A 27,000-nucleotide genomic window follows, 5' to 3' on the forward strand; every position below is an offset into this window, starting at 1 on the left:
GCTGAGGCTCTGGCACGCCATTGGAAGAGGAATCATCAGCGGGTCGCCCCGTCCACCAGGGGCAAATAGTCCCCGTAACCCTCCTCTTCCATCCGATCCCGGGGCACGAACCGCAGGGCGGCGGAGTTCATGCAGTAGCGCTGCCCGCCACGGTCGGCCGGCCCGTCATCGAAGACATGCCCGAGATGGATGCCGGTCTGGGCCGTCCGCACCTCGATCCGGGGCCGGCCCAGCAGCTTGTAGTCCTTGCGATTGATCAGCAAGTCGGGATCGATGGGCTTGGTGAATGCCGGCCATCCGCAGCCCGAGTCGTACTTGTCCGCCGAGGAGAAGAGCGGCTGCCCGCTGACCACGTCCACGTAAATGCCGGGGCGGAACTCCCCGTCGTAGGCGTTGGCGAAGGGCCGCTCGGTGGCGGAGTGCTGGGTCACCTCGTAGCTTTCGGGATCCAGGGACCAGATGCGCTCGATATAGCGCTGGCGGGAGGCGGCGCTGGCGATAGCCTCCAGAGGGATGTGGCAGTATCCGCCGGGGTTCTTGAGCAGATAGTCCTGGTGGGCCTGCTCGGCGGGATAAAAGTTGATCAGGGCCTCCACCTGCACAGCGGGATGACGGCCTGTCCTGCGCTCCAGCTCATCCAGGGCACGCCGGAAGACGGGCTCCTCCTGTTCGCGATGCTCGGGATCCCAGTAAAGGCCGCTGCGGTACTGCCTGCCTCGGTCGTTGCCCTGCCGATCCACGGAGAAGGGGTCGATCAGGTCGAGCAGGAGCAGAGTCAGGGTCCGCAGATTGACAACTTGGGGGTCATAGGTCAATCGCACGCTCTCCACAGCGTCGGTGGCGCCGCTGCATACCTGTTCATAGCTGGGATCGGGCTCAATGGACTGAGCGTATCCCACCTGGGTGTCAATGATCCCATCCACCTCCTGGAAGAACCGCTCAATGCCCCAGAAGCATCCCCCAGCCAGAACGACCGTGGCCGGGTTGTTGGCCGAAATCTTGTTCTTATCCATGATTCCTCCTCACATGCCGGTGCATGTCTCCGCATTCAACAGGAGCGGGAGAGCGCCTATTCCGTTTCTCTCGCCTCTTGACAGCCTTCTCACATTGTCGACCAGCCTGCATCTGCGGAGCAAAGGGCGATTATCATTGTTGACCATCTTTGAAACGACGTCAGGAGGAGGGTCATGCAGACGACGCAGGAAGAGGCAGGCGAAGTCGCGAAGCCTTCCGGGACCATCCTGGGCTCCCTAGCCGCGGCCTTCCCACGGACTCTGCCCATCATGACCGGATTCCTGGTGCTGGGGATCTCCTACGGTTTTTTGATGACCAGCCGAGGATTCCCGGTGGTCTACCCACTGGCCATGAGCGCCCTGATCTACGCCGGGTCCATGGAGTTCGTGACCGTGGACCTGCTTATGTCCACTTTCAATCCCTGGGGCGCGCTGATGCTGACCCTGATGGTCAACGCACGGCACCTCTTCTACGGCCTGGCCATGCTGCCGGTCTTTCGTGGGACAGGCCGAAAAAAGCCCTACCTGATCTTCGGCATGTGCGACGAGACCTTTGCCCTGGAGTCCGCCGATCCTCACCCAGCCGGGACCGACAAGGGCTGGTACCTGTTCTTTGTCACCTTGCTCAACCAAATCTACTGGGTGGGCGGCGCCACCCTGGGCGCTGTGCTAGGCAACCTGGCGAGCTTCGACACCAGGGGGCTGGATTTCGTACTGACCGCCATGTTCCTGGTCCTCTTTCTGGAGCAGTGGCGGCAGGCCGAGGCCCGCCTGCCTGCCCTGATCGGTCTGCTGGCCTCTCTGGCCTGTCTGCTGGTCTTCGGACCCGACCGGTTCATCATCCCGTCCATGGTGGCCATCCTGGACATCTTCATCCTCTTGGACTTCCGCAGACAAAAGGAGGCCTCATGACAACCGCGCTGCAACTGATCACCATAGGCATTGTGGTCCTGGCAACCATGGCCACCAGATTCCTGCCCTTCATAATCTGGCCGGAGGGGCGTTGGCCACCGGCCCTGGTGACCAGGCTGGGGCGTCTGCTGCCCGGCGCCGTCATGGGACTGCTGGTGGTCTATTCGTTGAGGCACACCAACCTGGTGAGTGGCGATCACGGGCTCTACGAGGCCCTGGCCCTGCTAGTCACGGCCTTGGCTCACCTGCGATGGAGGAACATGATGGTCAGCATCGCCTGCGGCACCCTGACTTACATGGCCCTGGTGCAGGGTTGGCTGACCTTCCTGGTCGGTCTGGCTGGTCTGGGATGATGGGGGCGCCTCAAAGGGACGAAGGCAGGAAGAAGACTCTTATGCAGAATGACGGTCAATCAGCCCAGGTGCCTCTCTGCCGAATCTGGGGCGCAGGACAGTACTTCGGCAAAGAGAAGGCACGCGGCGGACAGGCTCTGGTCATCGCGGCGGATGGCGGACTGGAGCCGGCCCTGGAGCACGGGGACGAACCCGAACTGGTCGTGGGCGACTTCGACTCCCTGCCCGCCGGGAGCCGAAAACTGCGTACAGACATCCCCCGCCGGGTCCTTCCTGCCGAGAAGGACGACACCGACCTGATGGCTGCAGCCAAGGTGGGCTGGCAGCGGGGCTGCCGACGGTTCCTTATATATGGTGGCCTGGGCGGGCGCATGGACCACACGCTGGCCAACCTGAACCTGATCCATCTGATCGCCGCCAGCGGGGGCCGGGCCGAACTCTGGGGCCAGGGAATGCTGGTCACGGCCCTTGGCCCTGGCAGCCTGGACTTCCCCGCCTGGGACTGCCCGCCCAGGTCCATGGTCTCCGTCCTGGCTGCCGATGACCAGGCTCTGGGCGTGGTCGAGCAGGGCCTCAAATACCAGACGGACGGCATAACCATGACCAACCAGCAAGTGACTGGTGTCAGCAACGAGTTCCTGCCCGGCAGACCGGCCCACATAGCCCTGAAGCAGGGAACCATGTTCGTCACCTACCCCATCTCGGCGCCCGAGCCGGTCTGGATCACCAGCCTGGAAGCCAAGGCTGACCTGGGCTCCCTGGAGACCCGGCCCTCCCGGCGACTGGCCTGAGCCTCTTTTGACCTGGAACTCCATTTGGAAAGGAAAATACATGACAGCTGCTTCAACCACGCAGTCAGCGACCCCGACAGCCCGGCACCCGCTCTTCATCTGCTACAGCCGCTGCTCCACCTGCGCCAAGGCCCGCACCTGGCTGCGTGACCACAATGTGGACTTCACCGAGAGAGACATCAAGGAGGACCGCCCCACCCAGGAGGAACTCACCGCCTGGCTGGACATGAGCGGCCTGCCCGTCCGGCGATTCTTCAACACCTCAGGCCAGGCTTATCGCAGCCAGGGACTGAGCAAACGCCTGCCGCAGATGGACACGGAACAAACTCTGCAGCTGCTGTCGACCGACGGCATGCTGGTCAAGCGTCCCATCCTGCTGGATGGCCGGCATGTTTTGGTTGGATTCCGTCAGCAGCAGTGGGAGGATTGGCTGGCTGATACGAACGAAAATCCTCACAATTCCTGATCGTTTTATTGTGCAAACAAACAACAAAACCTACCATTTTGTTTGTTCGTTTTTTCCTTTGCATAACCAGTGTAATCGCTTGCTATAAGTACACAGGGTTCTATAAACTATGAGATGTTATCAGTAATCGGCCATATACGGTCCGGTAATTTTTGTGCTGTATACGGCCAATCTCCAAGGGAGAATTGAATGACAGTAAAGATTGGCATCAACGGATTCGGACGTATCGGTCGTCTGGCCTTCCGGCGCATCTTTGAGCTCCAGGCCCGCGGCGGCGACGCCTCCAACATCGAGGTGGCCGCCATCAACGATCTGACCACCCCGGCCATTCTGGCCTATTTGCTCAAGTATGACAGCACCCAGGGCAACTTCCGCCACGACGACGGCACACCGGTTTCGGTCACCTCCACCGACACCGCCATTGTGGTGGACGGCAAGGCGTACCCGGTCTACGCCGAGAAGGATGCCAACAACATCCCCTGGGTCAAGAACGACGGCGTGGACTACGTTCTGGAGTGCACCGGCTTCTACACCTCGGCCGAGAAGTCCCAGGCCCATCTGAACGCAGGCGCCAAGAAGGTCCTGATCTCCGCCCCCGCCAAGGACGATACCACCCCCACCGTCGTATACGGAGTCAACCAGGAGACCCTGAAGGCCTCTGACAAGATCATCTCGGCAGGCTCCTGCACGACAGGCTCCATGGCTGCCATGGTCAAGATGCTGGATGACAATTTCGGCATCCGCATCGGCTACATGACCACCATCCATGCCTATACCGGCTCACAGATGCTGCTGGACGGCCCCAAGGGCAACAAGCCCCGCAACACACGCGCTGCAGCGATCAATACCATCGAGCATTCCACCGGCGCTGCCAAGGCCATCGGCAAGGTCGTCCCCTCTGTGGACGGCAAGCTGCAGGGACATGCCCAGCGTGTGGCTGTCCCCTCCGGCTCCGTCACCGAGCTGACCACCGTCCTGGACAAGAAGGTCACCGTCGACGAGATCAACACTGCGGCCAAGAAGGCCTTCGAGGGCACCGATTATTACGGCTACAACGACGAAGGCATCGTCTCCTCGGATGTGATCGGCGACACTCACGGCGGTGTCTTTGACGCCACCCAGACTGACGTCAACACCCACGGCGATGATCAATTGGTCCGCACCGTCGCCTTCTACGACAACGAGTACGGGTTCACCAGCAACATGATCCGCACCCTGCTCTACTTCGCCAAACTGGGCGACTGAGCATCAGACCGGTTTCTCCGGCCATAGCGATTTCGGGTCCGTTCCCATGCGGGGGCGGGCCCCTTGTCGTAGTCAGCGCCTCCAGGTAAGCGCACGCATGGCCAAGTCGCAGACCAGGCCGATGACCATGCCCACCAGAAAACCGATGGCCATGACGGCCAAAGGGTTGTTCTTCAGCCAGGAGGATGCCATGTACCCCAAGGTCCACATGTAGACGGACCAGAGCAGACCGGCTAGAGCAGCCAGAGGCAGGTAACGGCTGAGCGGATATCGCGCCGCCCCGGCAGTCAGATTGACCACGGTCCTGCCCGAGGGCACGAACCGCGAGGCCAGAGTGAAGAAGCCTCCTCCCTGGAGCAGGGCCCGGTGTGCCCATGAAGCCACAGCCTTGCCTGCGGCACCGCGGAAGACGGCCAGACGGTTCAGCGGGACCAGCCGCCCCAGCTCATAAGCGCAAGCATCGCCGCCCGCAAAGGCCAGGGCGCATACCAGAAAGACAAGGACGGGCAGGGGTCGTCCCGAGGCTCGAAAGGCTGAAGCCGTAGCCAGAACCATGAGTTCCGTGGGTATGGGAATGATCAGCGCATCCAGGAAGGCGGCCAGGAACAGCACAGCCAGCCCCCAGCCACCAGTCACCGCATCAAGCAGCCAGGCATTGACAGCGGTCATGGACTATCCTTTCCGCGCAAGGGCGCCAAAAACACCCCCTCAGCCTACCTAAACGGTCAGTACCTTAACATGGAGTCATGAGCAAGAAGAAGCGGCCGGACTCGGATGCCGCGACCCCGGCCATGGCCCAGCTGGAGCGTCTGGGAGTCCCCTTCACCATCCATGAGTACCATCACAGCGCCGACCACATGGACCAGGGGTACGGCATCGAGGCCGCCAAAAAGCTGGGCCTGGACCCGCGCACAGTTTACAAGACCCTGATGGCCGACACGGGCAAGGAACGGGTTATCGGCATTGTTCCAGTTACTGGCCATCTGAACCTCAAACACCTGGCAGCAGCCGTGGGCGCCAAGAAGGCCCGCATGGCCGACAAAGCCCAGGCCGAGCGAGAGAGCGGATATGTCCTGGGCGGCATTTCGCCCTTCGGGCAACGCACCCAGCACCTGACAGTGCTGGACCAGGGCGCTCTAGAGTTTGACACCATCATGGTCTCCGGCGGCAAGCGCGGCATCAGCCTGGGGCTGGACCCGAGGGATCTGATACGTGTCCTCAAAGCCAAAACCGCACCTCTAGCCGCCGACTGAGAGTTTTGAGCGCTGGGCCTGGCCCTGCGGCTGTGGAACTTTCCTGGTTGCCCGGGCGGAGCGCAAGGCGGCAGGCAGGACGAAGCGCATATGCTCGTCGACCGCCCGGGCTCGGGTCACCTGGGAAAACCCTCGGGAAGCCAGAGTCTCCAGCACCCCCTGGACCAGGTCTTCGGGAACCGAAGCACCCGAAGTGAGCCCGACCGAATCCATGTCCTGCAGCCAAGTCGGGTCCAGTTCGTCGGCATCGTCGACCCGGTGGGCCCTCTGCCCACCTTGACCAGGAAACCGCGTCTCCAGAGCCTGACGGGCCACCTCGACCAGACGCACCGAATTGGAGGAATTGGCCGAGCCCACCACAACCATGCAGTCCGCCTGACCGGCCACCAGCTTGACAGCCTGCTGCCTGTTCTGAGTGGCATAGCAGATGTCGGAACCCGGCGGCTCCTCCATCCAGGGGAAGCGTCGACGCAGGGCTGCAGCCAGGTCGGCGGTCTCATCAAGGCTCAGGGTGGTCTGGGTCAGCATGACCAGCGGGGTGTCGGGCCTAAAATCCAAGGCCTTAATATCAGCCTCATGCTCGACCAGGTGAACCCGGTCCGGGGCCTCCCCCATGACTCCCACAGCCTCGTCGTGCCCACGGTGGCCTATGTAGATGATCGAGTAGCCGTCGCGAACGAAGCGCTGGACCTCCCGGTGGACCTTGCTGACCAGAGGGCATGAGGCATCGACCACGCGCATCCCCCGCCGCCGGGCCTCCTTGACGACCGAGGGGGCGATTCCATGGGCCGAGAAGACCACGGGCACTCCGGCACGAACGGCCTGGTCGGGAATCTGGTCCAGCTCATCCACAAACACGGCCCCCCGCCGTGACAGGTCTTCGACCACATGCCGGTTATGGACTATCTGCCGGCGCACGTATACCGGAGGCAAACCCTGATCCTGGCGGGGGTTGTCTGCATCCAGGATGGTCTGCACAGTCTGGATGGCTCGGTCCACCCCCGCGCAGAATCCGCGCGGATTAGCAAGGATGACCCGCCCATGCCCCTGCAGGGTCGGCTGTCCGCACACGGTGGTCCGAAATCCTGCCACTGCCGCTCCTTATCGATGTCAATCCGGACGGTTCCGGACGCTGCAGGTCCATGGTAGAAAGCCTGGACAGCCCCCGGTAGTCCATACGCCACTCTTTCACCAAGAAGCCAAGACCACTGAGGCGCTAGGATGGTGGCGTACCAAGCATCAACGGCACTATGGAAGTGGGAGCATGCATACGAACGAAATGATGGGCGGGGCCCTGCCCCGGACAGGACAGCAGTACAGCATCCGTCACGGGGACTACGAAGCGGTGGTGACGGAGCTGGGTGCCATACTGCGGGTTCTGAAATACCGGGGAAAGGACCTGCTGGCCTCCTTTGACTCGGATGGAACCGTACCCTGCAGCAACGGGAACGTGCTGGTCCCCTTCCCTAACCGGATTGAGGACGGCACCTACGAATTCCAAGGCCACACCTACACCTTGCCCATTGACGAGCATGACCGGAACACCGCTATTCACGGATACGGCTACCGGGCCTACTGGCACCTGCAGGTTCTGTCCGAGGACTCCGTCAGCCTCTCCTGGCGGGTGCCCGACATGGCCGGATACCCCTTCGACGTGGTGGTCAGCGTCACCTACGCCTTGGACGACCAGGGGCTGACCATGACCACCCGGGCCCTGAACCTAGGCGACGAGGCTGCACCCTGGGCCTTCGGCATCCACCCCTGGCTGGCCAATGGCAAGCGGGGCGTCGGGGACCAGGTCCAGAAGGACAACGCCCCCTGCACCCTGTCCATCCCCTGCCGCACTCACGTGGTGGTCGATCCGGACAGGCTGCTGCCCACCGGCACCGAACCCGTCCAGGGACGAACCGATCTGCGCCAGGGTTCTGTGCTGGGCGAGGATGCGGACTTCGACGATGCCTGGACCGATGTGGAGCGGGACGATGACGGCACCTGCTCGGCTTGGTTCACCCGGCCGGACGGCATCCGCATTCAGCTCTGGGGCGATGAGACCATCACCTCATGGCAGGTATGCACCGGGACCGGCTTCGACGCTGGCATGCGTCCGGCCGGCGTTGCCGTGGAGCCCATGACCGCCTACGCCAACGCTTTTCGGACAGGCCGGAATCTGGTGATTCTTCAGCCTGCCGCCGTCTACACCACCCAGGTGGGATACCGGGCACAAGAGGTCTGAGCTGTCGGGCCGGTCGACAAAGGTCAGCCCGGTGTGCGATAATCGGCAAGGCTTATAGGTTCATCAGTAGCAAAGGAGTCCAATCATGGGCATGCGCGGACGCAAGCGCAGGGATCGCCGCAAGAAGGCCGCCAACCACGGCAAGAGGCCGAACACCTGATCGTCTGCCCCGGCACCAACGGTGCCGGGGTTTTGCATATATACGTAAAAACCATGGCTGCATACACATGACCATGATTTCTGCAATAGCCTGAATGGCCGGCAGAACCGAGTTCTGCCAAGAAGCCGGCTGGATCTACTTGTCTATATTGCGATCCGGTGTCCCCTGCTCCAGTTCATCCATCTGATCGAACATCTGCTTGAGCCGATCCAGCAGACAGTCCGGTGCGCATTCGGGGCGCAGATACCGGCGCAACTCCTCGATGACCATGCGCTCCCGATCGTCGCAGCATGATTCCGGGTCGAAGCTGTCGCTGGGATCCACGCAGGAGGCATCCTGGTAGATGCGCAGGCTGGCGTGGGACACTCTGACGGTGCCGCCGTCATCGTAGGCGTAGTGACTCATCTCCACGCGTCCGTCCATGCTCCTGCCCGCTTCCTGGTATCCGATCTTCGGGGGCCCTCAGTGCCCCTTGCTGCTGATCTCTTTTTTTATACTAGGCCTGGCAGCACCAGCGCCATGTTGTTCCGCTGAGGGCTTGCCCGCAGCCCCACGCCCCTGCTGGTAACCACGCTCCTGGGCATACCGCTCCAGCTCCTGACGCAGCTGCGAGCGCGCCCGGTTCAGCCGGCTCATGACCGTGCCGATCTTGATGCCCTCCTCGTCGGCCACCTGCTGGTAGCTCTTGCCGTCGATGGCAGCGTCGATGAAGACCCGCCGGCGTTCCGGACTGAGCCGGTCCAAGGCGGCCATGATCTCCTCAGGGGCGAAGGTCTCCATGTATTCCTGCTCGGCGGATTTGAGCCCCTCGGACCCATGCTCCGAGGCCGAATAGATGTCCCAGTCGTTGTACTCGCCGGTAGAGTCGTTGGCCCTCTGGGGGCGCCGCTTGGCCTTGTGATACTGGTTGAAGTAGGCGTTACGCTCGATGGTGGTCATCCAGGCTTCGAAGTTGCTGCCGGGCTGGAAGCGGTCAAAGGCCTTGAAGCCGCGCTCGAAAGTGTCCTGGACCAGATCCTGGGCGTCGTCGGGGTTGTTGGTCAGGCGCATGGCCTGTCGGTAAAGCACATCCACCGCAGGCATGGCCAGAGCCTCGAATTGACGTTTTCTGCTTTCGAGCTCGCTGGTATCTGCCACACCCCCTATTGTGCCATCCCCCCTCGCCCGTTGCGGTTCCGACCCGGTCGGTCCTCGGTTACCATAATGACTGAGGAGAAATCACGCTTATGGAAAACACCGAGTACCCAAGCATGGAGCAGGCGCTTCAGTCCGCCCCGCAGCAAGAGGGGTCGACTCGCCTGGGGGACTCCTGGCTTCTGGGGTTCGACACCGAGACCACGGGCACCAGACCGGGCAAGGATGGCATTGTTTCGGCCAGCCTGGTTCTGCGCGACCCAACCAAGGGCTACTCAGGGGATGCAGTAGCCACTTGGATAGTCAATCCGCACCGGCATATCAGCAAGGGGGCCAGTCGGGTCAACGGGTTCACTGATCAGCAGCTGGCCGCCGAGGGCATGGAGCCTGAGCTGGCCACCGAGCAGATGGCGGGATTCATTGCCCGCGCCCAGGACAAACGCATCCCTCTGCTGGCCTACAACGCCCCCTTCGACGTGCAGATGCTGGACGGGGACATCGCCCGCTGGTGCGCGGGTTCGGTCAAGCCCATAAGCGAGGGCGATCTGCTGGTGGTGGACCCTCTGGTCCTGGACAGGGAGATCTCCCATCGGCCGGGCCGCCGCACTCTGGGGCTGACCAGCGAGTACTACGGCGTCATCCCCCAAGGAAACTTCCACAATGCCATGGCGGATACGGTGGCGGCCGTGGACCTGATCAAACCCATGACCGCCCTTTTCCCCCAGGTGGCCCGAATCACCATGGACTCCCTTATGGACTGGCAGCGGCAGGCGCAGGCCAAGTGGCGGGAACGGTTCAACCAGCACCTGATCTCCCAGGGCCGCCGCCCGGTCGCAGACACCTGGCTCTGACCTTTCATCACTGGGGAATGGTTGGCCCAGTCAGTTCCGGTATGGAACCTGAAGCATATGTATATTTTCGGTCAAGGGGTCGCAGGACCCACCTACCGCTGCCTGGCTGAGACTATAGACTTAGACTTGGCCTCGACCGGATTGCAGTCGGGCTCAAAGAACCAATCAGACGAGGAGGAAGACGGCATGGCGCTGACTATGGCTTCGGCCCTGGAACTGCTGCGCAAACGCGATCAGCTGCGCGAGGTGATTCAGGGTGACCGATGGGCCTTGGATCAGCCAGCGGATCACCATTTGCTCAAGCCCTTCACCGACGTCACCTACGACACCCGCCAGGCCGGGCCCGGCAGCCTGCTCTTCTGCAAGGGGCATTTCCTGCCCGAATACATGGATTCCTGCGGCCCCGAAGGCCCGGCAGCCTATGTGGCCCAGCAGGACCTGTCCGCCCACACCAACGCCCCGGGAATCATCGTCAATGACGTGCGCAAGTCCATGAGCCTGCTCTCGGCCGCTTTCTACGGCTACCCTCAGAACCAGTTGACCCTGGTGGGGATCACCGGCACCAAGGGCAAAACCACCACCGCCTACTACCTGCACGCCATGCTGAGCGAACTCTCCGGGGGCAGGGCGGCCCTGTTCTCTTCAGTTGACAACTGCCTGGACGGCCGCCATTATGCAGAATCCCAGCTGACCACGCCCGAGTCGCTGGACCTCTTCCGCATGATGCGCCAGGCGGTGGATGACGGCATGCGCTACCTGGTCATGGAGGTCTCCTCCCAGGCCTACAAGGTGCATCGTGTCTATGGGCTGACCTTCGACCTGGGGGCTTTCCTGAACATCTCTCCCGACCACATCAGCCCCATGGAGCACCCCACGTTCGAGGACTATCTCTACTGCAAGCGCCGCATAGCCTACAACAGCAGGCAGCTGGTCATGGGAGCCGACATCCAGAGAGCCGACCTGATCCGCCAGGATGCGAACACCGCCGGCATTCCAGTGACCACCTTCGGTTTCGGCAGACAAGAGGCCGACTTCGTTGCTCGCAAGGCCCCGGGTAAGGGCAACGACTATCTGATCGGCCCCTCCAGTGGTTCCATGATCCCGATCAGCCTGTCCATAGCCGGTGATTTCAACGCCTTGAACGCCATAGCTGCTTTTGCCATGCTGAACCGGCTGGGGCTGGAACCCGATGCCGATGCCGTCCAGGCCATGGAGAAGGTCCGCATCGCCGGCAGAATGGAATGCTTCCAAGCCGACAACCGGATCGTCTATGTCGATTACGCCCATAACTACGCCTCCATGAAGGCCCTTCTGGACTTTGTGGATGAGCGCTATGGCGAGCGTGACCCTCAGATCACTCTGGTCTGCGGAGCGACAGGCGGCAGGGGGATCGACCGCCGAAAGGGCATCGTCCAGGCAGCCCAGGACCGTGTCGATCGGCTCATCCTGACCTCTGACGACGAAAACGAAGAAAGCTCGGAACACGTGGACCAGGAGATGCTGAGTTTCGTCACCAACGCCAATCTGGAGACCAGCATGGTGCTGGACAGGACCCAGGCCATCGAACAGGGTCTTGGTCAGCCGGGCCTGCCCGGAGATGGTCTGCGGATCATTCTGGTCACCGGCAAGGGCGAGGAACGCTGGTTCAAGAGCAAGGGCCGCCACGTGCCCTACGAGGGTGACGACCACGTGGTGGCACGTCTTCTGGGCACAAAAAGCTACGACCTAGGAGCCACCGGCGCAGCCAAGGTCTGACGATCCCGACAGGTTCCTAAGATGGAAAGCCGAATGCCCCGCGGCAGGGTGGGGCGCACGAGCACATGGTAGGTGGTTTCAGAAACATGAAAGAATTCCAACCGGTCATACTGGGCACCGACATCAACACCTACGGTATGGCGCGAGCCTTCCACGAGGCCTACGGCTTGGTCTCCACCGCATTCGGCCACTACCAGCTCTCCCCCACCAAGTACAGCAGGATCCTGGACCTGCATCTGGTACACGACTTCACCAATCCCGAGGTCTTCGTGTCCACCTTGAACGAGTGGGCCGACGCTTATCACCGGGACCACCCAGGGGCCACCCTGCTCCTGTTGCCCTGCGGGGACACCTACGCCAACCTGTTGGACAAGTTCGGCGATCCCCTGCGCGCACGGTTCGTCTTCAACGCCATCGACAAGGAACTGAACCGGTCCCTCTCGCTCAAATCCTCCTTCTACGAACTCTGCGACCGCTATGACCTGCCCCACCCGAAGACTGTTTCAGTGGATGCCGATGATGTGAAGGCCGGCCGCCACCGCAACCTGCCCTTCGACTACCCGGTGGCCATGAAGCCCGCGGACAGCGACGAGTGGCTGGGCATCGACTTCCCCGGCAGGAAGAAGGCCTTCATCTTCAGCAATCCTGAGGAGCTGGACACCATGATCCGCAGGTCCTACCAGGCCGGGTACACCTCGCGGATGGTCATCCAGGACTTCGTGCCGGGGGGCGATGACAACATGAGGGTGCTTAATGCCTACGTGGACCGCCACCACCGGGTGCGCATGATGTTCCTGGGCCATCCCCTGCTGGAGGATCCCGCGCCTGAGGCCATAGGCAACTACGCGGCCATCATCCCCGACTACAATCAGGACATCTTCGACCGCATCAAGGCCTTCCTTGAGGACATCAAGTACAGCGGGGTGGCCAACTTCGACATGAAGTACGACCCGCGCGACGGCGTCTACAAGCTCTTCGAGATCAATCTGCGCCAAGGCCGCAGCAGCTACGTGGTCACCCTGAACGGATTCAACCTGGCCCGCTACTTTGTGGACGACCTGGTTCTGGACACCCCATTCGACGGACGCACCGTCTTTGGCCGGGGGCATCGCCTCTGGATGGAGATCCCCAAGGATATCTTCCGCAAATACTGCACCGATTCTGAGGACAAGCGACAGGCCATGACCATGATTCGCCGCGGGGATTGGGGCACCACCTTGGAGTACAGCAAAGACCGCAATTTCAAGCGCTGGCTGCTGATTCGACACATGTTTTCCATCTATCGGCGTCGTTACCGGCGCTACTTCCGTGACAAGAGGACACTGGCATGAGGAACTTCTTCGTCGTCCTAGGCGGCATGGGCACGCTGGCCACCGAGAGCTTCGTACGGGTGCTGGACCGGATGACCGGTGCGCACCGGGACCAGGATTTTCTGGACTACGTGGTCTTCAACCACGCCACCGTGCCCGACCGCACCGAGTTCATCCTGGGCCGCAGCAAGGATGATCCCTTCCCCTATCTGGCCGAGGACGTGCGCCAGGCCACAGCCATGGGCGCCTCCTTCATGGTCATGGCCTGCAACACCGCCCATCAGATTCTGCCCCGGCTCCAGGCCCTGACCCCGGTGCCCATTTTGAGCATGCCCCAGGCCACCATCGACTGGGCCGATCGGCACTATCCCGCGAAATCTCATCCTCGCATGGGGTACATGGGCACCGAGGGGTCCCGCCATGCCGCCATCTACCAGGGCCCGGCCGACAGCGCTGGCTACAAGCTGGTGGACCCAGACCAGGCCCTGCAGAACCGGGTGAGCGCGCTTATCTACAACGACGTCAAGGAAGGCCGTCTGGACCGGGACCGCTATCTGGGCGTCCTCGATACCTTCCTGAACGACTACCACTGCGACACGGTTCTGCTGGGCTGCACCGAGCTCTCGGTGCTCAACGAGGCCTACCCCATGCCGCAGCTGCCCATCGTGGACTCCCAGGCAGTTTTGGCGCAGGTCACCCTTTATCGGGCTCGGGCTCTTCACGACCGGAACGATTCGGATCCTTCAGCCGCTGGGAGATGACGGCCGTCACCCCGTCCCCCCGCATGGTGACCCCGTAGAGGGCATCGGCGATGCCCATGGTCCGCTGCTGGTGGGTGATGATGATCAGCTGGGCATGCTCACGCAACTGTTCGAAGGCCTTGAGCAACCTGGTCAGGTTCACGTCATCCAGGGCGGCCTCGACCTCGTCCATGACATAGAAGGGGCTTGGCCGGGCTGTGAAGATGGCCAGGAGCAGGGCCAAGGCTGTCAGCGACCGCTCCCCGCCCGAGAGCAGAGAGAGCCGACGGACCTTCTTGCCGGCCGGGCTGGCCTCGACCAGAACGCCTGTGGTCAGCAGGTCATCCGGATCCTCCAGCCGCAACCGCCCGCGCCCGCCTGGAAAGAGGGTGGCGAAGATGCGTTCAAAGGCCTTGGCAGTGTCGTCGAAGGCCTCCTTGAAGACCGTGACCATGGTCGAATCCAGATCCTTGACCAGGGCCATCAGATCATCCCGGGAGCCTATCACATCCTGACGCTGCTCGTGCAGGTAGCGGTTACGGGACTCCAAAGCCTCGTATTCCTCGGTGGCCAGCGGGTTGACTTTCCCCAGGGCAGCCAGGTCCCGCTTGGCCTTGGCCAGCCGCTTCTCCTGCTCCCCGCGTTGGTAGGGCACTGTTTTGAAGGCTGGTGAATCACCTTCTTTCTCCGCCGCATCCTGGTCCAGAGGCACCGGATTGCCCTCGTCATCCAGGACGGGAACCAGACGGTCAGGGCCGTATTCGCGGATCAACTCCCCCGGCTCCATGCCCAGATCATCCTGAATGCGCTGACGTAGGCGGCCGTCCTCGCCGGCCAGGCGCTCCCGCTCCAGATCCAGACCGTGCTCATCCTGCCGAAGACTGGCCACCTTGGGTTCCAGAGCGTCCCTGTCGGCCCGCAGATCGGTCAGCTCCTTGTCGTGAGCCGAAGCCTTGGCCTTGAGCTGATCCCGACGGCGGGCCGCGCGCTCCATCCTCCCCTTGATCAGCTGGGCCAGCAGGTCGGCCCTGAGCGCGATCAGCCCCAGGGAGGCCATGCCGGCCTTGCGACGACGGTTCTCCTCTCCTATTCGCTGACGGCGGCGTTCAGCCTGATCGGCCTGATCTTGCAGCAGATCGATCTGCCGCAATAGGGAGGCATGCCGCCGGTCGCTCTCGGTCCAGGACAGCTTGGCCTCCATCTCGGCAGTGCGGGCCTGGTCCAGAGCCGTCTCCAATTCATGCTGTCGGTCTTCCATGCCCTCCGGGTCATCAGAATCAGATTCTTTGTCCTCCTGGGCACGGGCCAGGCCTGCCTTGAGGTCCGCCAGTTTGAGTTCGTGCGTGCGCACCTGTTCGCGCACCTGAGCCAGCCGGTCATCCAGATCCTTGACCCCGGCCTGGGCTCGATCCGACTCCTTGCGAGCTGCCGCCAGCTCCCGGGTTGCCTGCTCAGCCTTGACCCGGGCCTCGGTGCACTTGTTGCGCGCCTCCTGCAGCTTCTGCTCAGCCTGCTCAAGGGCGGCACGGGCCGCTTCCATCTGCGGCTGCAGTGCCTGGGATTCCTCCTGGAGGGCCTCTATCTGTGCCAGGGCCTTATCCCTGCGCGCAGTCAGCGCCAAGTCACTAGTTGCCGGAGCGGATCCGCCTACAGCACCTGCCCGGTCATAGAGGTCGCCCAGGCGGGTCAACGCCTGCTGCCATCCGTCTTCCAAGGCGCGGCGGGCCTGATCAGCGTCATTGACGGCAGCTGTAGAGGCCAGCAGGCTGCGGACGGCAGCCAGCACCCCTTGGGCCCATTCAGGATCGGCAGGATGCTTCCGCAGGGCCACCAGGTCGGCAGCCGACCTCCAGGGGCCGTCTCCGGGCTTCATGTCTGCCCCCTTGAGCGGGCCTGATGCTGAGATCAGCGCTGCGCGTCCAAGACGGTCTCGGCGGGCTCGTTCCAGGGTCTGGTCGACCGTCTGACCATCCTTGGCCACCAAGGCCGAGGCGTAGTCGTGCAAGGCCTGGGCCAGGGGCTCCTCCCAGCCCTCCTCCACTCGGACGAAGTCGGTCAGCACACCCAGCAGGGCCGTATCCCCCGCCTGGGACAGGGCCTCGCCAGCGCCGCGATGGTCCAGTGTGTCCGCCAGGGCATCGGCCTTGGCCTGGGCCGATATGGCATCGGACTGGATTCGTCGCTCGTGCTCCTGAAGGTCGTTGAGCCTGCTGCGGGCCTGGTCCCTGACCTTACCTGCCTGGTCCAAGGCTTGTCTGCCGTCCTGGTCGGGACTTTCCTCCTGGTTATCCAGGTCCCGCACCCTGTTCCTGGCCCGCTCCAGGCCCTCTCTGGCCTGATCCTGCTGACGGGTCAGATCATGCTCGCGCTGTCTGGATAGTTCGAGGGCCGAGTCCTCCTTGGCCACCAGCTGCGCCAGGTCGCCCAGCCGAGCCTGCTGCTTTCTGGCCGCCTGCCGTAGCTCGGTCATGGTCTGCCGGTGAGCGGCCAGCCGCCGCTCCAGATCCGCACGGGCTTGGACACAGCCATCCAGGGCGATCCGGTCGGCTCCAACCTGGCCCTCCGTCTGATCGGCCTGGCCCTTGAGCTCGTCGGCCCTCCGCCTGAGCAACCCGGGGTCCTGCCCCTGATCGGCCACCATACTGGCCTCCAATGAACGGCTGCGCTCCCTGGCCAATGATGCCAAGGAACCGGCTCGCTCACCCAGCTTGGTCAGGTCGTTCCATTGCTGGTTGACTGCCTCCAAGGCCGGACTGGACCGTCGGTCCAGCCCCTCCAGCTGTTCAATGCGGAGCTTGACCCTGGTCAGATCATCCTGCCCGCGAGCCAGCCGTTCCCTGGTCCGGGCCATCTGCGAGCGCAGATCCTCCAGCTTTTTTTGCGAGGTCAAGGCGTCGTCGGCATGGATGCGCGCCTGGGCGTCCCGCAGGCTGACCTGGATCATGTCGGCCCGGCGGGAGACCTTGGCCTGGCGGCCAAGCGGCCCCAGCTGCCGATGAATCTCGCCGATCAGGTCATCCAGACGGGACAGGTTGGCTTCGGTGTTGGCCAGTTTGTGCAGGGCCCGTTCCTTGCGCTTGCGGTGTTTGAGGATGCCGGCCGCCTCCTCGATGAAGGCACGGTGACCTGCCGGATCAGCTCGCAGAATGGCATCCAGCCGCCCCTGGCCGACAATCACATGCATCTGCTGGCCCAGCCCGGTGTCGCTGAGCAGTTCCTGGATGTCCAGCAGGCGGCAGTCGGATCCGTTGATGGCGTATTCGGACCCGCCATTGCGGTAGATGGTTCGGCTGATGGTCACCTCGGTGTAGTCGATGTCCAAGGTCCGATCAGTGTTATCGATGGTTAGGGTGACCTGAGCCCGGCCCAGTGGCGGCCTGGAGGAGGTGCCGGCGAAGATGACATCCTCCATGGATCCGCCGCGGAGGCTCTTGGCCCCCTGCTCGCCCATGACCCAGGCCAGGGCGTCGACGATGTTGGATTTGCCTGATCCGTTGGGGCCCACCACAGCGGTGATGCCCGGCTCGAAGCGCAGGGTGGTGGCCGAGGCGAAGGACTTGAAGCCCTTGAGGGTCAGCTCCTTGAGATACATCAGGCGCGCTCCGCCTTAGGTTTGGCCAGATCGGGATTGGGACGCTCGGCCAGCAGGGTGCGGGCATCGCCGGCGGTGACGAAGCTGCCGCAAATCAGTACACCGCGGCCATAGCCCACCCCGGTCTGATCCTCGCTGTCAACCATGTCGACAGCCGCCTGGATGGCATCAGGCATCCGGTCGCGCCGGACCACCCTGTCGGGGCCGAAGACCCGCACAGCGATTCGTTCCAAATCTTCGGCCGGCATGACTCGGCCCTTCCAGGAGTTCTCGGTGACCACGACGCTGTCCAACACGGGCTCCAGCAGGCCCAGATAGTCCTCCACCTGCTTGTCAGCCATCATGGAAATCACACCCACCAGCTGCTTGAAGTCGTAGTTCTCCTCGATGGCCGAGCGCAGGGACTGGGCCGCGTTCAAGTTGTGCCCACCATCGATGATGATGGTGGGCGAGGTGCGTACCTGCTCGATCCGTCCGGGGATGCGCACCTGGCTCAAGGCCTCGGCCACCAGATCCTGGTCCAGGGCCCCGTTGACGGGGACGACCGTCTCAGCCGCAGCCAGGGCTGCCAGCGCGTTGTGGGCCTGATGCTCACCGAACTTGTCAATGGGCACATCCTTGTAGAGTCCCTGCGGCGTACGCAGCGTGGCCACCTGGCCGCCCACTGCGGGCATACGGGATACCACCTCCAGCTCGTTGCCGTCCCTCAGCAGAGCAGGGGCGCCCTGCTCGCGCACGGCCTGCTCGATAATGGGCATGACGGCCTCCTCATGAGGCTGGGCGCCGACGATGACCGTGGACTTGGGCTTGATGATCCCGGCCTTCTCGCCTGCTATCTGCTCGACCGTATCCCCAAGCCACTGCATATGGTCCATGTCCACCGGCCCGATAATGGCGGCATCGCCATCGAGGACGTTGGTGGCATCCCAGCGGCCGCCCATCCCCACCTCGACGATGGCCACGTCCACAGGGGCGTCGGCGAAGGCCCAGACAGCCATGGCGGTCAGGACCTCGAAGAAGCTCATGGGAGCCCTACCCTGCTGGGCAAAGCGGTCGTCCACCATGGCGATGAAATCCTCGATCTGCTGGTAGAGGTCTACGAAGTCCTCATCTGAGAGCTCCTGGCCGTCGATGGCGATTCGTTCATTGATCCGCTCCAAGTGCGGCGATGTATAGAGCCCGGTGCGCAGACCGTAAGCCCGCACCAGAGCCTCGGCCATCCGCGCCGTGGACCCCTTGCCGTTGGTCCCGGTGACGTGGATGACCCGGAAGCTGTGCTCCGGGTGGCCCAGCAGGTCCAGCATCATCCCCATCCTGTCCAAGTCCAGGTTGGGGCTGTCATGCTCGGCGGGACGCGCCATGATGGCCCGCTCGACATCCCGAATATTCTGACCCTTGCTGTTGGGGTGTTCGAATGACATATTCTGCCTGCGCCTCCTGCTGGCTGTGGATGCTTCCCGCCTATTCTATGCGCGACCGACCCCGATTGAGGGCCGGAACAGCCGACTGTCACATCGGTCGAACGCACTACCATGGAACCAACATAGTCAGAACCGGAATTTCAAGGAGGCTGGACGTGACCGCATCCGCGCAGGAGCATCTACAAGGAGACACCGATCCCAAGAATGTGGACCTGGATGAGCAGAACATGGAAGACCGAGTGAACAACCGCACCCTGCGCCCCAACTCCCCCGCCTTCCAAGAGTTCATGACCACTGGCTGGCAGGCCCAGGAGCCTCAGATAGAGCCGCTGGAATCCAGCAAATACACCGGACGCCGCCTGCGTGAGCTGGGCCGGCGTTTCCCCGGCGAACGACTGGTCATCCCTGCCGGAACCTACAAGACTCGAAACAACGATAACGACTACGCCTTCCGCCCAGACACCACCTTCGCCTACTACACGGGCCTGGGCGAGGACTATGAGCCAGGAGCCATCCTGGTCCTGGACCCAGTGGACCCCGACAGTCCGGAGGCCGCCAAAGGCCTGACCCACACCCCTGAGCTCTTCGTCCATCCCCGGGCCGATCAGTCCACCCGCGACTACTACCGTTCCTCTCAGTACGGGGAGTACTGGGTGGGTCCTCGAGCCGGACTGCGGGAGCTGGCCATCATGACCGGCATCCCCACCAGGGACATCGCCGCTTTCCCTGATGCCATTGCCAAGGATCTGGGGCCGGACCAGGGAGCGGTCAGGCTGCGTGTGATCCGCACCGCCGACCAGGAGGTCCTGAACCAGGTGGAGGCAGCCCGCAAGGCCAATGGCATCGGCGGCCCGGACCGCAATGAGGAAGCCGACGACAAGCTCGAAGAGTTCACCTCCGAGGCCCGCATGATCAAGGACGACTATGAGGTGGGCGAGATGCGCAAGGCCATCGCCGCCACCAAGGATGGGTTCGACCGAATTCTTACCCACTTGCCCCAGGTGGTGGGCCGTCCCCGCTCCGAACGGATGCTGGAGGGCGTCTTCAACGCCAACGCCCGCGAGAAAGGCAATGACGTGGGCTACGGGTCCATCATCGCCTCGGGCAGGCATGCCCCCATCCTGCACTGGATGCGCAACGACGGGACGGTCCAGAAGGGCGACCTGCTCCTGATCGATGCGGGCGTGGAGGTCAACAGCCTCTACACAGCCGACATCACTCGCACTTTCCCCGTAGGCGGCACCTTCAGCCCCCTGCAGAAACGTATATACCAGACCGTGCTCAAGGCCCAGCAGGCCGGCTTTGAAGCCGCCAGGCCCGGAGCCACCTACTCGGACATCCACCATGCTGTCATGCGGGTCCTGGCCCAGACCCTGCACGAGTGGGGCATTCTCAAAGTCAGCGTGGAAGAGTCCCTCTCCCCTCAGGGCCAGCAGCACCGCCGCTGGCACGCCTGCGGCTGTGCCCATCACCTGGGTCTGGACGTGCATGACTGCGCCGAAGCCCGATACGAGTCATATCAGGGCGCCTCCATCACCCCCGGGATGATCTTCACCATCGAACCCGGACTCTACTTCAAGGAGAACGACCTGCTGGTGCCCCCGGAGTTCCGGGGCATCGGGGTGCGTGTGGAGGACGACGTGCTCATGACCGAGCAGGGACCCCAGTGGCTGTCTGCAAGCATCCCCAAGACCGTCGAAGAGGTGGAAGCCTGGATGAAGCAGCGGGCTGCTCTTGCCGGCCCGGACCGGGACTGATGTATGCCCACCCCTGACTTCGTGCTCAAACTGCGCCGGTCCATAGGTCATGACCTGCTCTGGCTGAACGGTGTGACGGCCTTCGTCAGCGATGACCATGGCCGGCTCCTTCTGGGTCGACGCTCTGACACCGGCCAGTGGGCCCTGGTCTACGGAATCAACGAACCGGGCGAAGAGCCAGCTGACACCGTGGTCCGCGAAGTCAAGGAGGAGACCGGGGTGGATGTGATCGTCACCGACCTGGCGGCAGTCACATCCTCCCAAGAGGTGATCACCTATGCCAACGGCGACCGGACCATGTACATGGATCATCTGTTCATCTGTCAGCCTGACCCCAGCGGCAACACCGACCCCTTTGTGGGTGACGAAGAGAGCCTGTCGGTCGGCTGGTTCGACCCCGATCGACTCCCAGCCCCGCTGACCCAGACCACTGTCGAACGCATGGCTCGAGCTCGAACCTATCTGGAACGCCTGCAGGGCGGAGACGCCCGCACCCTCTTCAGGGTTGGCGGCAGGGAGCTGCCCGCAAATTCCGACTAGTCTCAGGCCGGCCATTGCACCCTTGGACAGCTCAGTCCTTGACGCATCAATCCTCGAAGAAATCCAGCGGATCGTCGATGAAGCGGCGCAGGCCTACCAAGGCTGCTCCCTTGAGGGCCGGATAGTCCGCCTGGGTGGGGATGAGCACCCGAATGTCCACGGCATCCCGGCCCAGGGTCAGCTGATTGAGCCGATCCTGCAAACGCTGGGCCAAGTTCCCTCCGAAGTGTGACCAGAATCCCCCTAGGATGACCGTATCCACGTCGACAATATTGATGGCTGAGGCGATGACCGAGATCATGGCATCGAGCCCACGGTCGATGGCATCGACGGCCTTGGCATCGCCCTGCTGCCAGCGCAGGTAGAGTTCCTCCATGGCCTGGGGCGTGACCGCATCAGCTCCCGTGGCGATGTCAGCCGCCTCGACCAGAGCTCTGCGCCCGGCATAGGTCTCCAAGCACCCACGGCGGCCGCAACGGCAGGTGGGGCCGTTCAGATCCACCGAGGCATGCCCCAATTCACCGGCGAACCCATGGTCTCCGGTCTCGACGGCCCCGCGACGCACCACAGCCCCGCCGATGCCGATGTCAGTGGAAATGTAAATAAAGGAGTCGGTGGGCGAAAGCGGCCCCTCATGTCCGCCCGCAGGACGCTGGGCCGCGTAGCCGGGAATCTGGGCAAGGGCTGCCAGACGCGCCTCGTTGCCCACTCTGGGAGCCAGACGACGGACCAGAGGAAAGTCCTGCAGATCCAGACGTTCCCATCCCAGGTTGCGGGCCATGAGCAGGGTGGTGTCGCCGCCGACCAGACCAGGCAGGGCGAGACCCGAACCCACTGTACGGTAGTGCCGACGGGACAGCTTGCGTTCGATGGGCTTGGCCAGCTTCTCTAGGTCAGAGAAGACCCGATCGGGTTCCGCCTCATGCATATCATCTTTGACCCAGGCCGAATCGATCAGGGTGCCATCCAGATCCATGGCCAGACATCCGTAGCCATCAGTGTTGATCTGTAGGCCCAGGCCGGCCCAGTGTCCGTGTGCGATAGACAGCGGGGTGCTTGGTCGGCCATGGCTGCTCTGCGAAGTCTCAGGTTCTTCCTCGTGTACTACCCGATTCCTGAGCAGCAGCCCAGCCAGGAGCGACATGGTGGCCTTGGTCAGCCCCGTGGCCTTGGCCAGATCCGCCCTGCTGAGCGAGGTAGGCGACCGCAGAATGGTGTCAACGATGACCGAGAGGTTGTGGTTCCTCAGATCATCCTGATTGATGGAGCGCAGGGCAGTCACGGAAATCATCCTTCCAAATCCGGGCGGCAAAACCGCCCTACATGTCAGAAACCACCTTTCAGTATCACACATGAACCTGTCAAAATCCGCAAAGTTAACCGGACCCCCCCCGCGGATGAGCACGCAAAAGCCGGGGAGGAATATCAATGGCGAGCTTTAAGCAAGGCCCCGCCCTCTGCAGAAGGCGGGGCGCAAACAGGTCAGCAATTACTTCTTATGGCGTTTGCTGATCAAATCGTATGCTACGGCAATAATCACAACCAGACCCTTGATGATCTTCACAATGGCGGCATCCGCGCCCATGATCGACAGTCCCTGGTTGAGCACACCCATGATCAGTGCGCCTACCATGGCACCGGGGATGGTACCTACGCCACCAGCCACAGCCGCACCACCTATGAAGCAGGCGGCGATGGCGTCCATTTCAAACTCCATACCGGTCTGGGCCGTAGCCGAAGCCAGTCGGGACAGAGTGATGATGGCGGCGATGGCGGCGAGCAGCCCCATGTTGAGGAATATTTTGAAATCGACCTTGTGTGTATCGATGCCCGAAAGCACGGCAGCCTTTCTATTGCCGCCGACCGCATATATATCGCGTCCCAGCACCATTCGATTGAGAACGAACCAGTAAATGCCCACCAGCACAGCGATGATGACCAGCACGATGGGTATGCCGCCCTGAGTCTGGTTTCCGGATGAAGCCAGCAGATAGGTTACAAACCCAATGACTGCGGTGGCCAGCACACACTTGATGATCACCCAGCTCTTTGGCTCAGCCTGCAGACCGACCCGGATTGCATGTGACCGGCGACGAATCTGCATTACGATGACCAAGACTATGACCACTGCCCCAACGACCAAGGTCAGCACATCCAAACCAAACCAGAACCCGAAGATGTTGGGCAGAAAATCCTTGGAGATGGCACGGAACTCACGAGAGCGAAGGGGAATGGACTCACCGGCGATCACAGTTGCAAGACCGCGGAAAACCAGCATTCCACCAAGGGTCGTGACAAAGGCTGGTACGCCAACGTAGGCCACCCAGAAGCCCTGCCAGATACCCACAATGAGCCCGAGCGCCAGCATGAGCGCAATAGCCAGAAACCAGTTCAAACCCCAGTTCTTCATCATGAAAGCGCCCATGCCGCCGATGAAAGCCACCACGGAGCCCACAGACAGATCGATATGCGTACCGATGATCACCATAAGCATGCCGATGGCCAGAATGAGCACATAGGCATTCTGCTGGAAAAGCGCAACGAAATTGTTGGGGAAGAGCAGACGCCCCCCAGTCAGCACTTCGAAGATAACGATGACCACTACCAGAGCCAGATAGATTCCATATTGTCGTGCATTGCCCAGCAAGGTGGCCTTAAGCGTGGCCACCTGTGGAGTCCCGCTGTCATTGGGCGCATCAGCGACCGACTGCTTCATTGTTGTTTTCCCTTCCTTGATGCTCATGCGAACACCGCTTCCTCACTGCAAGGGATCTCAGACGTCATGTACCGCATCAGCTCCTCCTGGTCGGTGGCATGGGCGTCCAGACATGCCGTGATGATCCCTTGACTCATCGTGTAGATTCGGTCACAAATACCCAGGAGCTCAGGCAACTCGGAGGATATGACCAGAATGGCCGAACCGGCATCTGCCAGCCGGTCTATGATCTCGTATATCTCGTATTTGGCACCCACGTCGATGCCGCGGGTCGGCTCGTCCAGCATGAGCACTTTGGGCTCAGTGGATACCCACTTGGAAAGCACCACCTTCTGCTGATTGCCTCCGGACAGGCTGCTCGCCGGCATCTCTATGCTCGGAGTCTTCGTCCTGAAATCCCGCCGATACTGCTCAGCAATCCGTTTTTCACGGTCGAGATCCAAGACACCGTGGTGAGACAGGTGTCCGAGGTTAGCCATCGAGGTGTTCTCTCGTATGGACGCGATCAGGTTCAGGCCATACTCTTTCCTGTCTTCGGTGGCGTAAGCCAGACCCGCGTCAATGGCCGAGCGCACATCGGGCAGGGAAATTCTCTTACCTTCCATGTATATGTCGCCGCTAGCCCCGACACCGTACTGGTGACCGAAGATGCTCATAGCGGTTTCGGTCCTTCCGGCCCCAATCAGCCCAGCCATGCCCACTATTTCGCCTGCGCGCAGGTTGAAGCTGACTTCCTTGGCCACCAAACGGCTGGAATCTTGTGGATGGTGGACTCTCCAATGCTCCACACGGAACATCTCCTTGCCGATCTGCGGTTCGTGCACCGGATAACGATTGGTCATTGGTCTGCCGACCATATCGCGGATCAAGGCATCCATGTCCAGCGGGTGCTTCTTATCAACCCGGCAATCGCTGATGGTTCTCCCGTCCCTGATCACCTGGACGACATCCGCTGACGCCGCAATTTCGTTGAGTTTGTGCGAGATGATGATGGCCGTTATGCCACGTTCCCTGCGAAGCCGGTCGATCAAATCCAGCAGATGGAAAGAATCCTCATCGTTGAGCGCGGCTGTGGGTTCGTCCAAAATAAGCAAATGAACGTTCTTGCTGAGCGCTTTGGCGATCTCCACCAGTTGTTGCTTGCCAACGCCCAGGTTGGAGACCAGGGTATCTGGATCCTCGTCCAAACCGACCAGGGACATGACATCCTTGGCCTTCCGGCGTTGCTGATCATCCTGGATGAAGATTCCCTTGGTGATGGGGTTGCCCAGAAAGATATTCTGAGCAATCGTCATGTAGGGCTCGAGTGCCAGCTCCTGGTGGATGATGACGATTCCCTCGCGCTCCGAATCTCGTATGCTGGAGAACCTGCAGGGTTTGCCCTGGTAGATTATGCTCCCCGAATATGACCCATACGGGTAGACTCCCGACAGAACGTTCATGAGGGTGGATTTACCAGCCCCATTCTCACCGCAGATGGAGAAGATCTGACCCTGTTGGACCTTGATATTGACATGGTCCAATGCCGTGACCGGACCGAAGGACTTCACAATGTCCCGCATTTCCAAAATCATGTTTTGTGATGATGTCATTGGTGCCTTCTGAATTGAAGGGCATCCGCACTCATTGAACTTCGGCGAATGCCCTATAACGTTTCGTCACAGTCCTGCGTCGGCAGCAGAGATGTACCCACTGTCAACCAGTTCCTTCTTGACGTTGTCCTTGTCAACAGAGACCGGCTTCAGCAGAACCGAAGGCACATCCTTATTGTTGTTGTTGAATGTGTCGTTGGTCTTGGGCTTCTGCCCCTTGACCAGTTTCTCGATCAGAGCAGCAGTGGAATCAGCCAGCTCACGGGTGTCCTTATAGACTGTCATTGTCTGTTTTCCGGCAACGATATTGGCCACATTGGCCTTTTCGGCATCCTGGCCGGTAATGATCGGATAGTAGTTCCAGCCGGCTGCGTCTACAGCGTTTACAGTGCCCATGGCAATTGCATCATTGGGGGCGAGAACGGCATCAAGATGTCTTCCGCTGTTGTAATAGGAATTGATACGGTTTTCCATCTCGCTCTGCGCGTTTTGGCGATCCCAATTCTGTATGCCGATGCTCTGCCAATCCTCCATATTCTTGGGAACTCGACCAGACGGGGACACCAATGACCTGTTTTTAAAATAGGGCTCGAGGACCGACCAGGATCCCTGGAAGTAGTATTTGGCGTTGTTGTCGGTAGGCGAGCCCGTCATCAGCTCGATATTGAACGGCCTTTTTGTGCCGCTGTCCAGACCGAGCTTCTTAACAATGTACTGTCCTTGGAGTTTGCCCACCTCAGTGATGTTGAAGGTTGAGTAGTAGTCACAAGCATCGGTGTTCATGATCAGTCGATCGTAGGCAATCACCGTAGCGCCGTTTGATTTGGCTGCCTCCGCGGCCGGCCCTACCGCCGTGCCGTCAATGGAAGCGATGACAACGAAATCAGCTCCCTGATTGGCCATATTCTGAATCTGGGAAGCCTGCAGATCCGTCTTATTGTCAGCAAATTGCAGGAGGACCTTGTAGCCCTTGCTCTCAAGCTGTTTTTTGAGGTTATCGCCGTCGAGACGCCAGCGTTCCAGCTGTTGTTCCGGCATCGAGATCCCGACAGTCACATCCGAGGGGTTTTTGGCTTTTATGCCCCCCCCCCCCCGCAGTCGCGCCTCTGGAGCCTCCGCAGGCGCCTGCGGACGCGAGCATGACAATCCCGGCCAGCGCACAAACC

At 61.6% G+C, this 27,000-nt stretch carries 25 protein-coding genes; 14 read left to right on the plus strand and 11 right to left on the minus strand.

Going from position 1 to position 27,000, the window contains the following annotated elements; all coding sequences use genetic code 11:
* Positions 1 to 35: 35 nt before the first annotated feature.
* The gene (gene msrB / locus J3T95_RS03270) at positions 36 to 1,013 is read right to left on the minus strand and encodes a peptide-methionine (R)-S-oxide reductase MsrB (RefSeq protein ID WP_267450366.1); all 978 of its coding nucleotides are present in this window, start codon (positions 1,011 to 1,013) and stop codon (positions 36 to 38) included.
* A 174-nt stretch (positions 1,014 to 1,187) separates the two neighbouring features.
* Here msrB and J3T95_RS03275 point away from each other — a divergent pair, with 174 nt between their 5' ends.
* From J3T95_RS03275 to gap, 5 genes are all read left to right on the plus strand, one after another.
* Complete coding sequence (locus J3T95_RS03275; RefSeq protein ID WP_267450367.1) at positions 1,188 to 1,925, plus strand: AzlC family ABC transporter permease; 738 nt, start codon at positions 1,188 to 1,190, stop codon at positions 1,923 to 1,925.
* Positions 1,922 to 2,278 (plus strand): branched-chain amino acid transporter permease, encoded by a 357-nt coding sequence (locus tag J3T95_RS03280; protein WP_267450368.1) that lies wholly within the window; start codon positions 1,922 to 1,924, stop codon positions 2,276 to 2,278. The genes J3T95_RS03275 and J3T95_RS03280 overlap by 4 nt, the downstream gene beginning before the upstream one ends.
* Positions 2,279 to 2,319: 41 nt before the next feature.
* On the plus strand, positions 2,320 to 3,069 hold the full coding sequence (locus tag J3T95_RS03285) for a thiamine diphosphokinase (protein WP_267450369.1): 750 nt from the start codon (positions 2,320 to 2,322) through the stop codon (positions 3,067 to 3,069).
* A 40-nt stretch (positions 3,070 to 3,109) separates the two neighbouring features.
* Complete coding sequence (locus J3T95_RS03290; RefSeq protein WP_267450370.1) at positions 3,110 to 3,535, plus strand: arsenate reductase family protein; 426 nt, start codon at positions 3,110 to 3,112, stop codon at positions 3,533 to 3,535.
* Positions 3,536 to 3,724: 189 nt separating this feature from the next.
* Positions 3,725 to 4,780 carry a type I glyceraldehyde-3-phosphate dehydrogenase gene (gene gap / locus J3T95_RS03295; protein ID WP_267450371.1) on the plus strand — a complete coding sequence of 352 codons (1,056 nt, stop codon included), beginning with the start codon at positions 3,725 to 3,727 and terminating at the stop codon, positions 4,778 to 4,780.
* Between the two features lie 72 nt (positions 4,781 to 4,852).
* Here the strand turns inward: gap and J3T95_RS03300 are convergent, their stop codons facing one another.
* Entirely contained in the window at positions 4,853 to 5,449 is a 597-nt protein-coding gene (locus J3T95_RS03300; protein ID WP_267450372.1) for a DedA family protein, read from the minus strand.
* A 77-nt stretch (positions 5,450 to 5,526) separates the two neighbouring features.
* Between J3T95_RS03300 and ybaK the strand changes: the two genes are divergently transcribed.
* Positions 5,527 to 6,033 carry a Cys-tRNA(Pro) deacylase gene (gene ybaK, locus J3T95_RS03305; RefSeq protein WP_267401215.1) on the plus strand — a complete coding sequence of 169 codons (507 nt, stop codon included), beginning with the start codon at positions 5,527 to 5,529 and terminating at the stop codon, positions 6,031 to 6,033.
* On the opposite strand, the gene J3T95_RS03310 is transcribed toward ybaK, so the two are convergent.
* A complete protein-coding gene (locus J3T95_RS03310; RefSeq protein WP_267450373.1) occupies positions 6,019 to 7,125 on the minus strand; it encodes a 4-hydroxy-3-methylbut-2-enyl diphosphate reductase in 1,107 nt (368 codons plus the stop codon). The genes ybaK and J3T95_RS03310 overlap by 15 nt on opposite strands.
* Positions 7,126 to 7,297: 172 nt before the next feature.
* Here J3T95_RS03310 and J3T95_RS03315 point away from each other — a divergent pair, with 172 nt between their 5' ends.
* Positions 7,298 to 8,266: an aldose 1-epimerase family protein gene (locus J3T95_RS03315; RefSeq protein ID WP_267444551.1), complete on the plus strand. Its 969-nt coding sequence runs from the start codon at positions 7,298 to 7,300 to the stop codon at positions 8,264 to 8,266.
* Between the two features lie 85 nt (positions 8,267 to 8,351).
* On the plus strand, positions 8,352 to 8,426 hold the full coding sequence (locus J3T95_RS09215; RefSeq protein ID WP_099327425.1) for a 50S ribosomal protein bL37: 75 nt from the start codon (positions 8,352 to 8,354) through the stop codon (positions 8,424 to 8,426).
* Between the two features lie 135 nt (positions 8,427 to 8,561).
* Here J3T95_RS09215 and J3T95_RS03320 read toward each other — a convergent pair whose 3' ends face one another.
* Together J3T95_RS03320 and J3T95_RS03325 are read right to left on the minus strand one after the other, a co-directional pair.
* A complete protein-coding gene (locus tag J3T95_RS03320; protein WP_220237099.1) occupies positions 8,562 to 8,849 on the minus strand; it encodes a hypothetical protein in 288 nt (95 codons plus the stop codon).
* A gap of 39 nt (positions 8,850 to 8,888) precedes the next feature.
* A complete protein-coding gene (locus tag J3T95_RS03325) occupies positions 8,889 to 9,509 on the minus strand; it encodes a sigma-70 family RNA polymerase sigma factor (RefSeq protein ID WP_220237384.1) in 621 nt (206 codons plus the stop codon).
* A 143-nt stretch (positions 9,510 to 9,652) separates the two neighbouring features.
* Between J3T95_RS03325 and J3T95_RS03330 the strand changes: the two genes are divergently transcribed.
* The 4 genes from J3T95_RS03330 (at position 9,653) to J3T95_RS03345 (ending at position 14,237) form a co-directional block, all read left to right on the plus strand.
* Positions 9,653 to 10,411 carry an exonuclease domain-containing protein gene (locus J3T95_RS03330; RefSeq protein WP_267450374.1) on the plus strand — a complete coding sequence of 253 codons (759 nt, stop codon included), beginning with the start codon at positions 9,653 to 9,655 and terminating at the stop codon, positions 10,409 to 10,411.
* A gap of 186 nt (positions 10,412 to 10,597) precedes the next feature.
* Positions 10,598 to 12,166, plus strand: a complete 1,569-nt coding sequence (locus J3T95_RS03335) for a Mur ligase family protein (RefSeq protein ID WP_267450375.1) — start codon at positions 10,598 to 10,600, stop codon at positions 12,164 to 12,166.
* A gap of 86 nt (positions 12,167 to 12,252) precedes the next feature.
* Positions 12,253 to 13,497, plus strand: coding sequence for a carboxylate--amine ligase (locus J3T95_RS03340; protein WP_220237096.1), 1,245 nt, complete (start codon positions 12,253 to 12,255; stop codon positions 13,495 to 13,497).
* Positions 13,494 to 14,237, plus strand: coding sequence for an aspartate/glutamate racemase family protein (locus J3T95_RS03345; protein WP_267450376.1), 744 nt, complete (start codon positions 13,494 to 13,496; stop codon positions 14,235 to 14,237). The genes J3T95_RS03340 and J3T95_RS03345 overlap by 4 nt, the downstream gene beginning before the upstream one ends.
* Here the strand turns inward: J3T95_RS03345 and smc are convergent.
* Positions 14,170 to 17,808: a chromosome segregation protein SMC gene (gene smc / locus J3T95_RS03350; protein ID WP_267450377.1), complete on the minus strand. Its 3,639-nt coding sequence runs from the start codon at positions 17,806 to 17,808 to the stop codon at positions 14,170 to 14,172. The genes J3T95_RS03345 and smc overlap by 68 nt on opposite strands.
* A complete protein-coding gene (locus J3T95_RS03355) occupies positions 17,808 to 19,229 on the minus strand; it encodes a bifunctional folylpolyglutamate synthase/dihydrofolate synthase (protein WP_267450378.1) in 1,422 nt (473 codons plus the stop codon). Before J3T95_RS03355 ends, smc begins: the two co-directional genes overlap by 1 nt.
* A 206-nt stretch (positions 19,230 to 19,435) precedes the next feature.
* Here J3T95_RS03355 and J3T95_RS03360 point away from each other — a divergent pair, with 206 nt between their 5' ends.
* Positions 19,436 to 20,986, plus strand: coding sequence for an aminopeptidase P family protein (locus J3T95_RS03360; protein ID WP_267450584.1), 1,551 nt, complete (start codon positions 19,436 to 19,438; stop codon positions 20,984 to 20,986).
* Between the two features lie 3 nt (positions 20,987 to 20,989).
* On the plus strand, positions 20,990 to 21,526 hold the full coding sequence (locus tag J3T95_RS03365) for an NUDIX hydrolase (protein WP_267450379.1): 537 nt from the start codon (positions 20,990 to 20,992) through the stop codon (positions 21,524 to 21,526).
* Between the two features lie 46 nt (positions 21,527 to 21,572).
* Here the strand turns inward: J3T95_RS03365 and J3T95_RS03370 are convergent, their stop codons facing one another.
* The 4 genes from J3T95_RS03370 to J3T95_RS03385 all read right to left on the minus strand — a co-directional run bounded on the left by J3T95_RS03370 (position 21,573) and on the right by J3T95_RS03385 (position 26,995).
* Positions 21,573 to 22,808 carry an ROK family protein gene (locus tag J3T95_RS03370; RefSeq protein WP_267450585.1) on the minus strand — a complete coding sequence of 412 codons (1,236 nt, stop codon included), beginning with the start codon at positions 22,806 to 22,808 and terminating at the stop codon, positions 21,573 to 21,575.
* A gap of 207 nt (positions 22,809 to 23,015) precedes the next feature.
* Positions 23,016 to 24,242, minus strand: coding sequence for a multiple monosaccharide ABC transporter permease (gene mmsB, locus J3T95_RS03375; protein WP_267450586.1), 1,227 nt, complete (start codon positions 24,240 to 24,242; stop codon positions 23,016 to 23,018).
* A 23-nt stretch (positions 24,243 to 24,265) separates the two neighbouring features.
* Positions 24,266 to 25,834 (minus strand): sugar ABC transporter ATP-binding protein, encoded by a 1,569-nt coding sequence (locus tag J3T95_RS03380; RefSeq protein WP_267450380.1) that lies wholly within the window; start codon positions 25,832 to 25,834, stop codon positions 24,266 to 24,268.
* Between the two features lie 66 nt (positions 25,835 to 25,900).
* Entirely contained in the window at positions 25,901 to 26,995 is a 1,095-nt protein-coding gene (locus J3T95_RS03385) for a substrate-binding domain-containing protein (RefSeq protein WP_267450381.1), read from the minus strand.
* Positions 26,996 to 27,000 lie beyond the last annotated feature (5 nt).

Origin of the sequence: Bifidobacterium sp. B4079, assembly GCF_026537385.1 — a bacterium.
Taxonomy (GTDB): Bacteria; Actinomycetota; Actinomycetes; order Actinomycetales; family Bifidobacteriaceae; genus Bombiscardovia; species Bombiscardovia asteroides_I.

What these genes read in the sequence shown, in the direction of transcription:
- msrB (WP_267450366.1), bottom strand. Translation starts at nt 1,013, where the DNA reads ATGGATAAGAACAAGATTTCGGCCAACAACCCGGCCACGGTCGTTCTG.
- J3T95_RS03275 (WP_267450367.1), top strand. Translation starts at nt 1,188, where the DNA reads ATGCAGACGACGCAGGAAGAGGCAGGCGAAGTCGCGAAGCCTTCCGGG.
- J3T95_RS03280 (WP_267450368.1), top strand. Translation starts at nt 1,922, where the DNA reads ATGACAACCGCGCTGCAACTGATCACCATAGGCATTGTGGTCCTGGCA.
- J3T95_RS03285 (WP_267450369.1), top strand. Translation starts at nt 2,320, where the DNA reads ATGCAGAATGACGGTCAATCAGCCCAGGTGCCTCTCTGCCGAATCTGG.
- J3T95_RS03290 (WP_267450370.1), top strand. Translation starts at nt 3,110, where the DNA reads ATGACAGCTGCTTCAACCACGCAGTCAGCGACCCCGACAGCCCGGCAC.
- gap (WP_267450371.1), top strand. Translation starts at nt 3,725, where the DNA reads ATGACAGTAAAGATTGGCATCAACGGATTCGGACGTATCGGTCGTCTG.
- J3T95_RS03300 (WP_267450372.1), bottom strand. Translation starts at nt 5,449, where the DNA reads ATGACCGCTGTCAATGCCTGGCTGCTTGATGCGGTGACTGGTGGCTGG.
- ybaK (WP_267401215.1), top strand. Translation starts at nt 5,527, where the DNA reads ATGAGCAAGAAGAAGCGGCCGGACTCGGATGCCGCGACCCCGGCCATG.
- J3T95_RS03315 (WP_267444551.1), top strand. Translation starts at nt 7,298, where the DNA reads ATGCATACGAACGAAATGATGGGCGGGGCCCTGCCCCGGACAGGACAG.
- J3T95_RS03320 (WP_220237099.1), bottom strand. Translation starts at nt 8,849, where the DNA reads ATGGACGGACGCGTGGAGATGAGTCACTACGCCTACGATGACGGCGGC.
- J3T95_RS03325 (WP_220237384.1), bottom strand. Translation starts at nt 9,509, where the DNA reads ATGCCTGCGGTGGATGTGCTTTACCGACAGGCCATGCGCCTGACCAAC.
- J3T95_RS03330 (WP_267450374.1), top strand. Translation starts at nt 9,653, where the DNA reads ATGGAAAACACCGAGTACCCAAGCATGGAGCAGGCGCTTCAGTCCGCC.
- J3T95_RS03335 (WP_267450375.1), top strand. Translation starts at nt 10,598, where the DNA reads ATGGCGCTGACTATGGCTTCGGCCCTGGAACTGCTGCGCAAACGCGAT.
- J3T95_RS03340 (WP_220237096.1), top strand. Translation starts at nt 12,253, where the DNA reads ATGAAAGAATTCCAACCGGTCATACTGGGCACCGACATCAACACCTAC.
- J3T95_RS03345 (WP_267450376.1), top strand. Translation starts at nt 13,494, where the DNA reads ATGAGGAACTTCTTCGTCGTCCTAGGCGGCATGGGCACGCTGGCCACC.
- smc (WP_267450377.1), bottom strand. Translation starts at nt 17,808, where the DNA reads ATGTATCTCAAGGAGCTGACCCTCAAGGGCTTCAAGTCCTTCGCCTCG.
- J3T95_RS03355 (WP_267450378.1), bottom strand. Translation starts at nt 19,229, where the DNA reads ATGTCATTCGAACACCCCAACAGCAAGGGTCAGAATATTCGGGATGTC.
- J3T95_RS03365 (WP_267450379.1), top strand. Translation starts at nt 20,990, where the DNA reads ATGCCCACCCCTGACTTCGTGCTCAAACTGCGCCGGTCCATAGGTCAT.
- mmsB (WP_267450586.1), bottom strand. Translation starts at nt 24,242, where the DNA reads ATGAAGCAGTCGGTCGCTGATGCGCCCAATGACAGCGGGACTCCACAG.
- J3T95_RS03380 (WP_267450380.1), bottom strand. Translation starts at nt 25,834, where the DNA reads ATGACATCATCACAAAACATGATTTTGGAAATGCGGGACATTGTGAAG.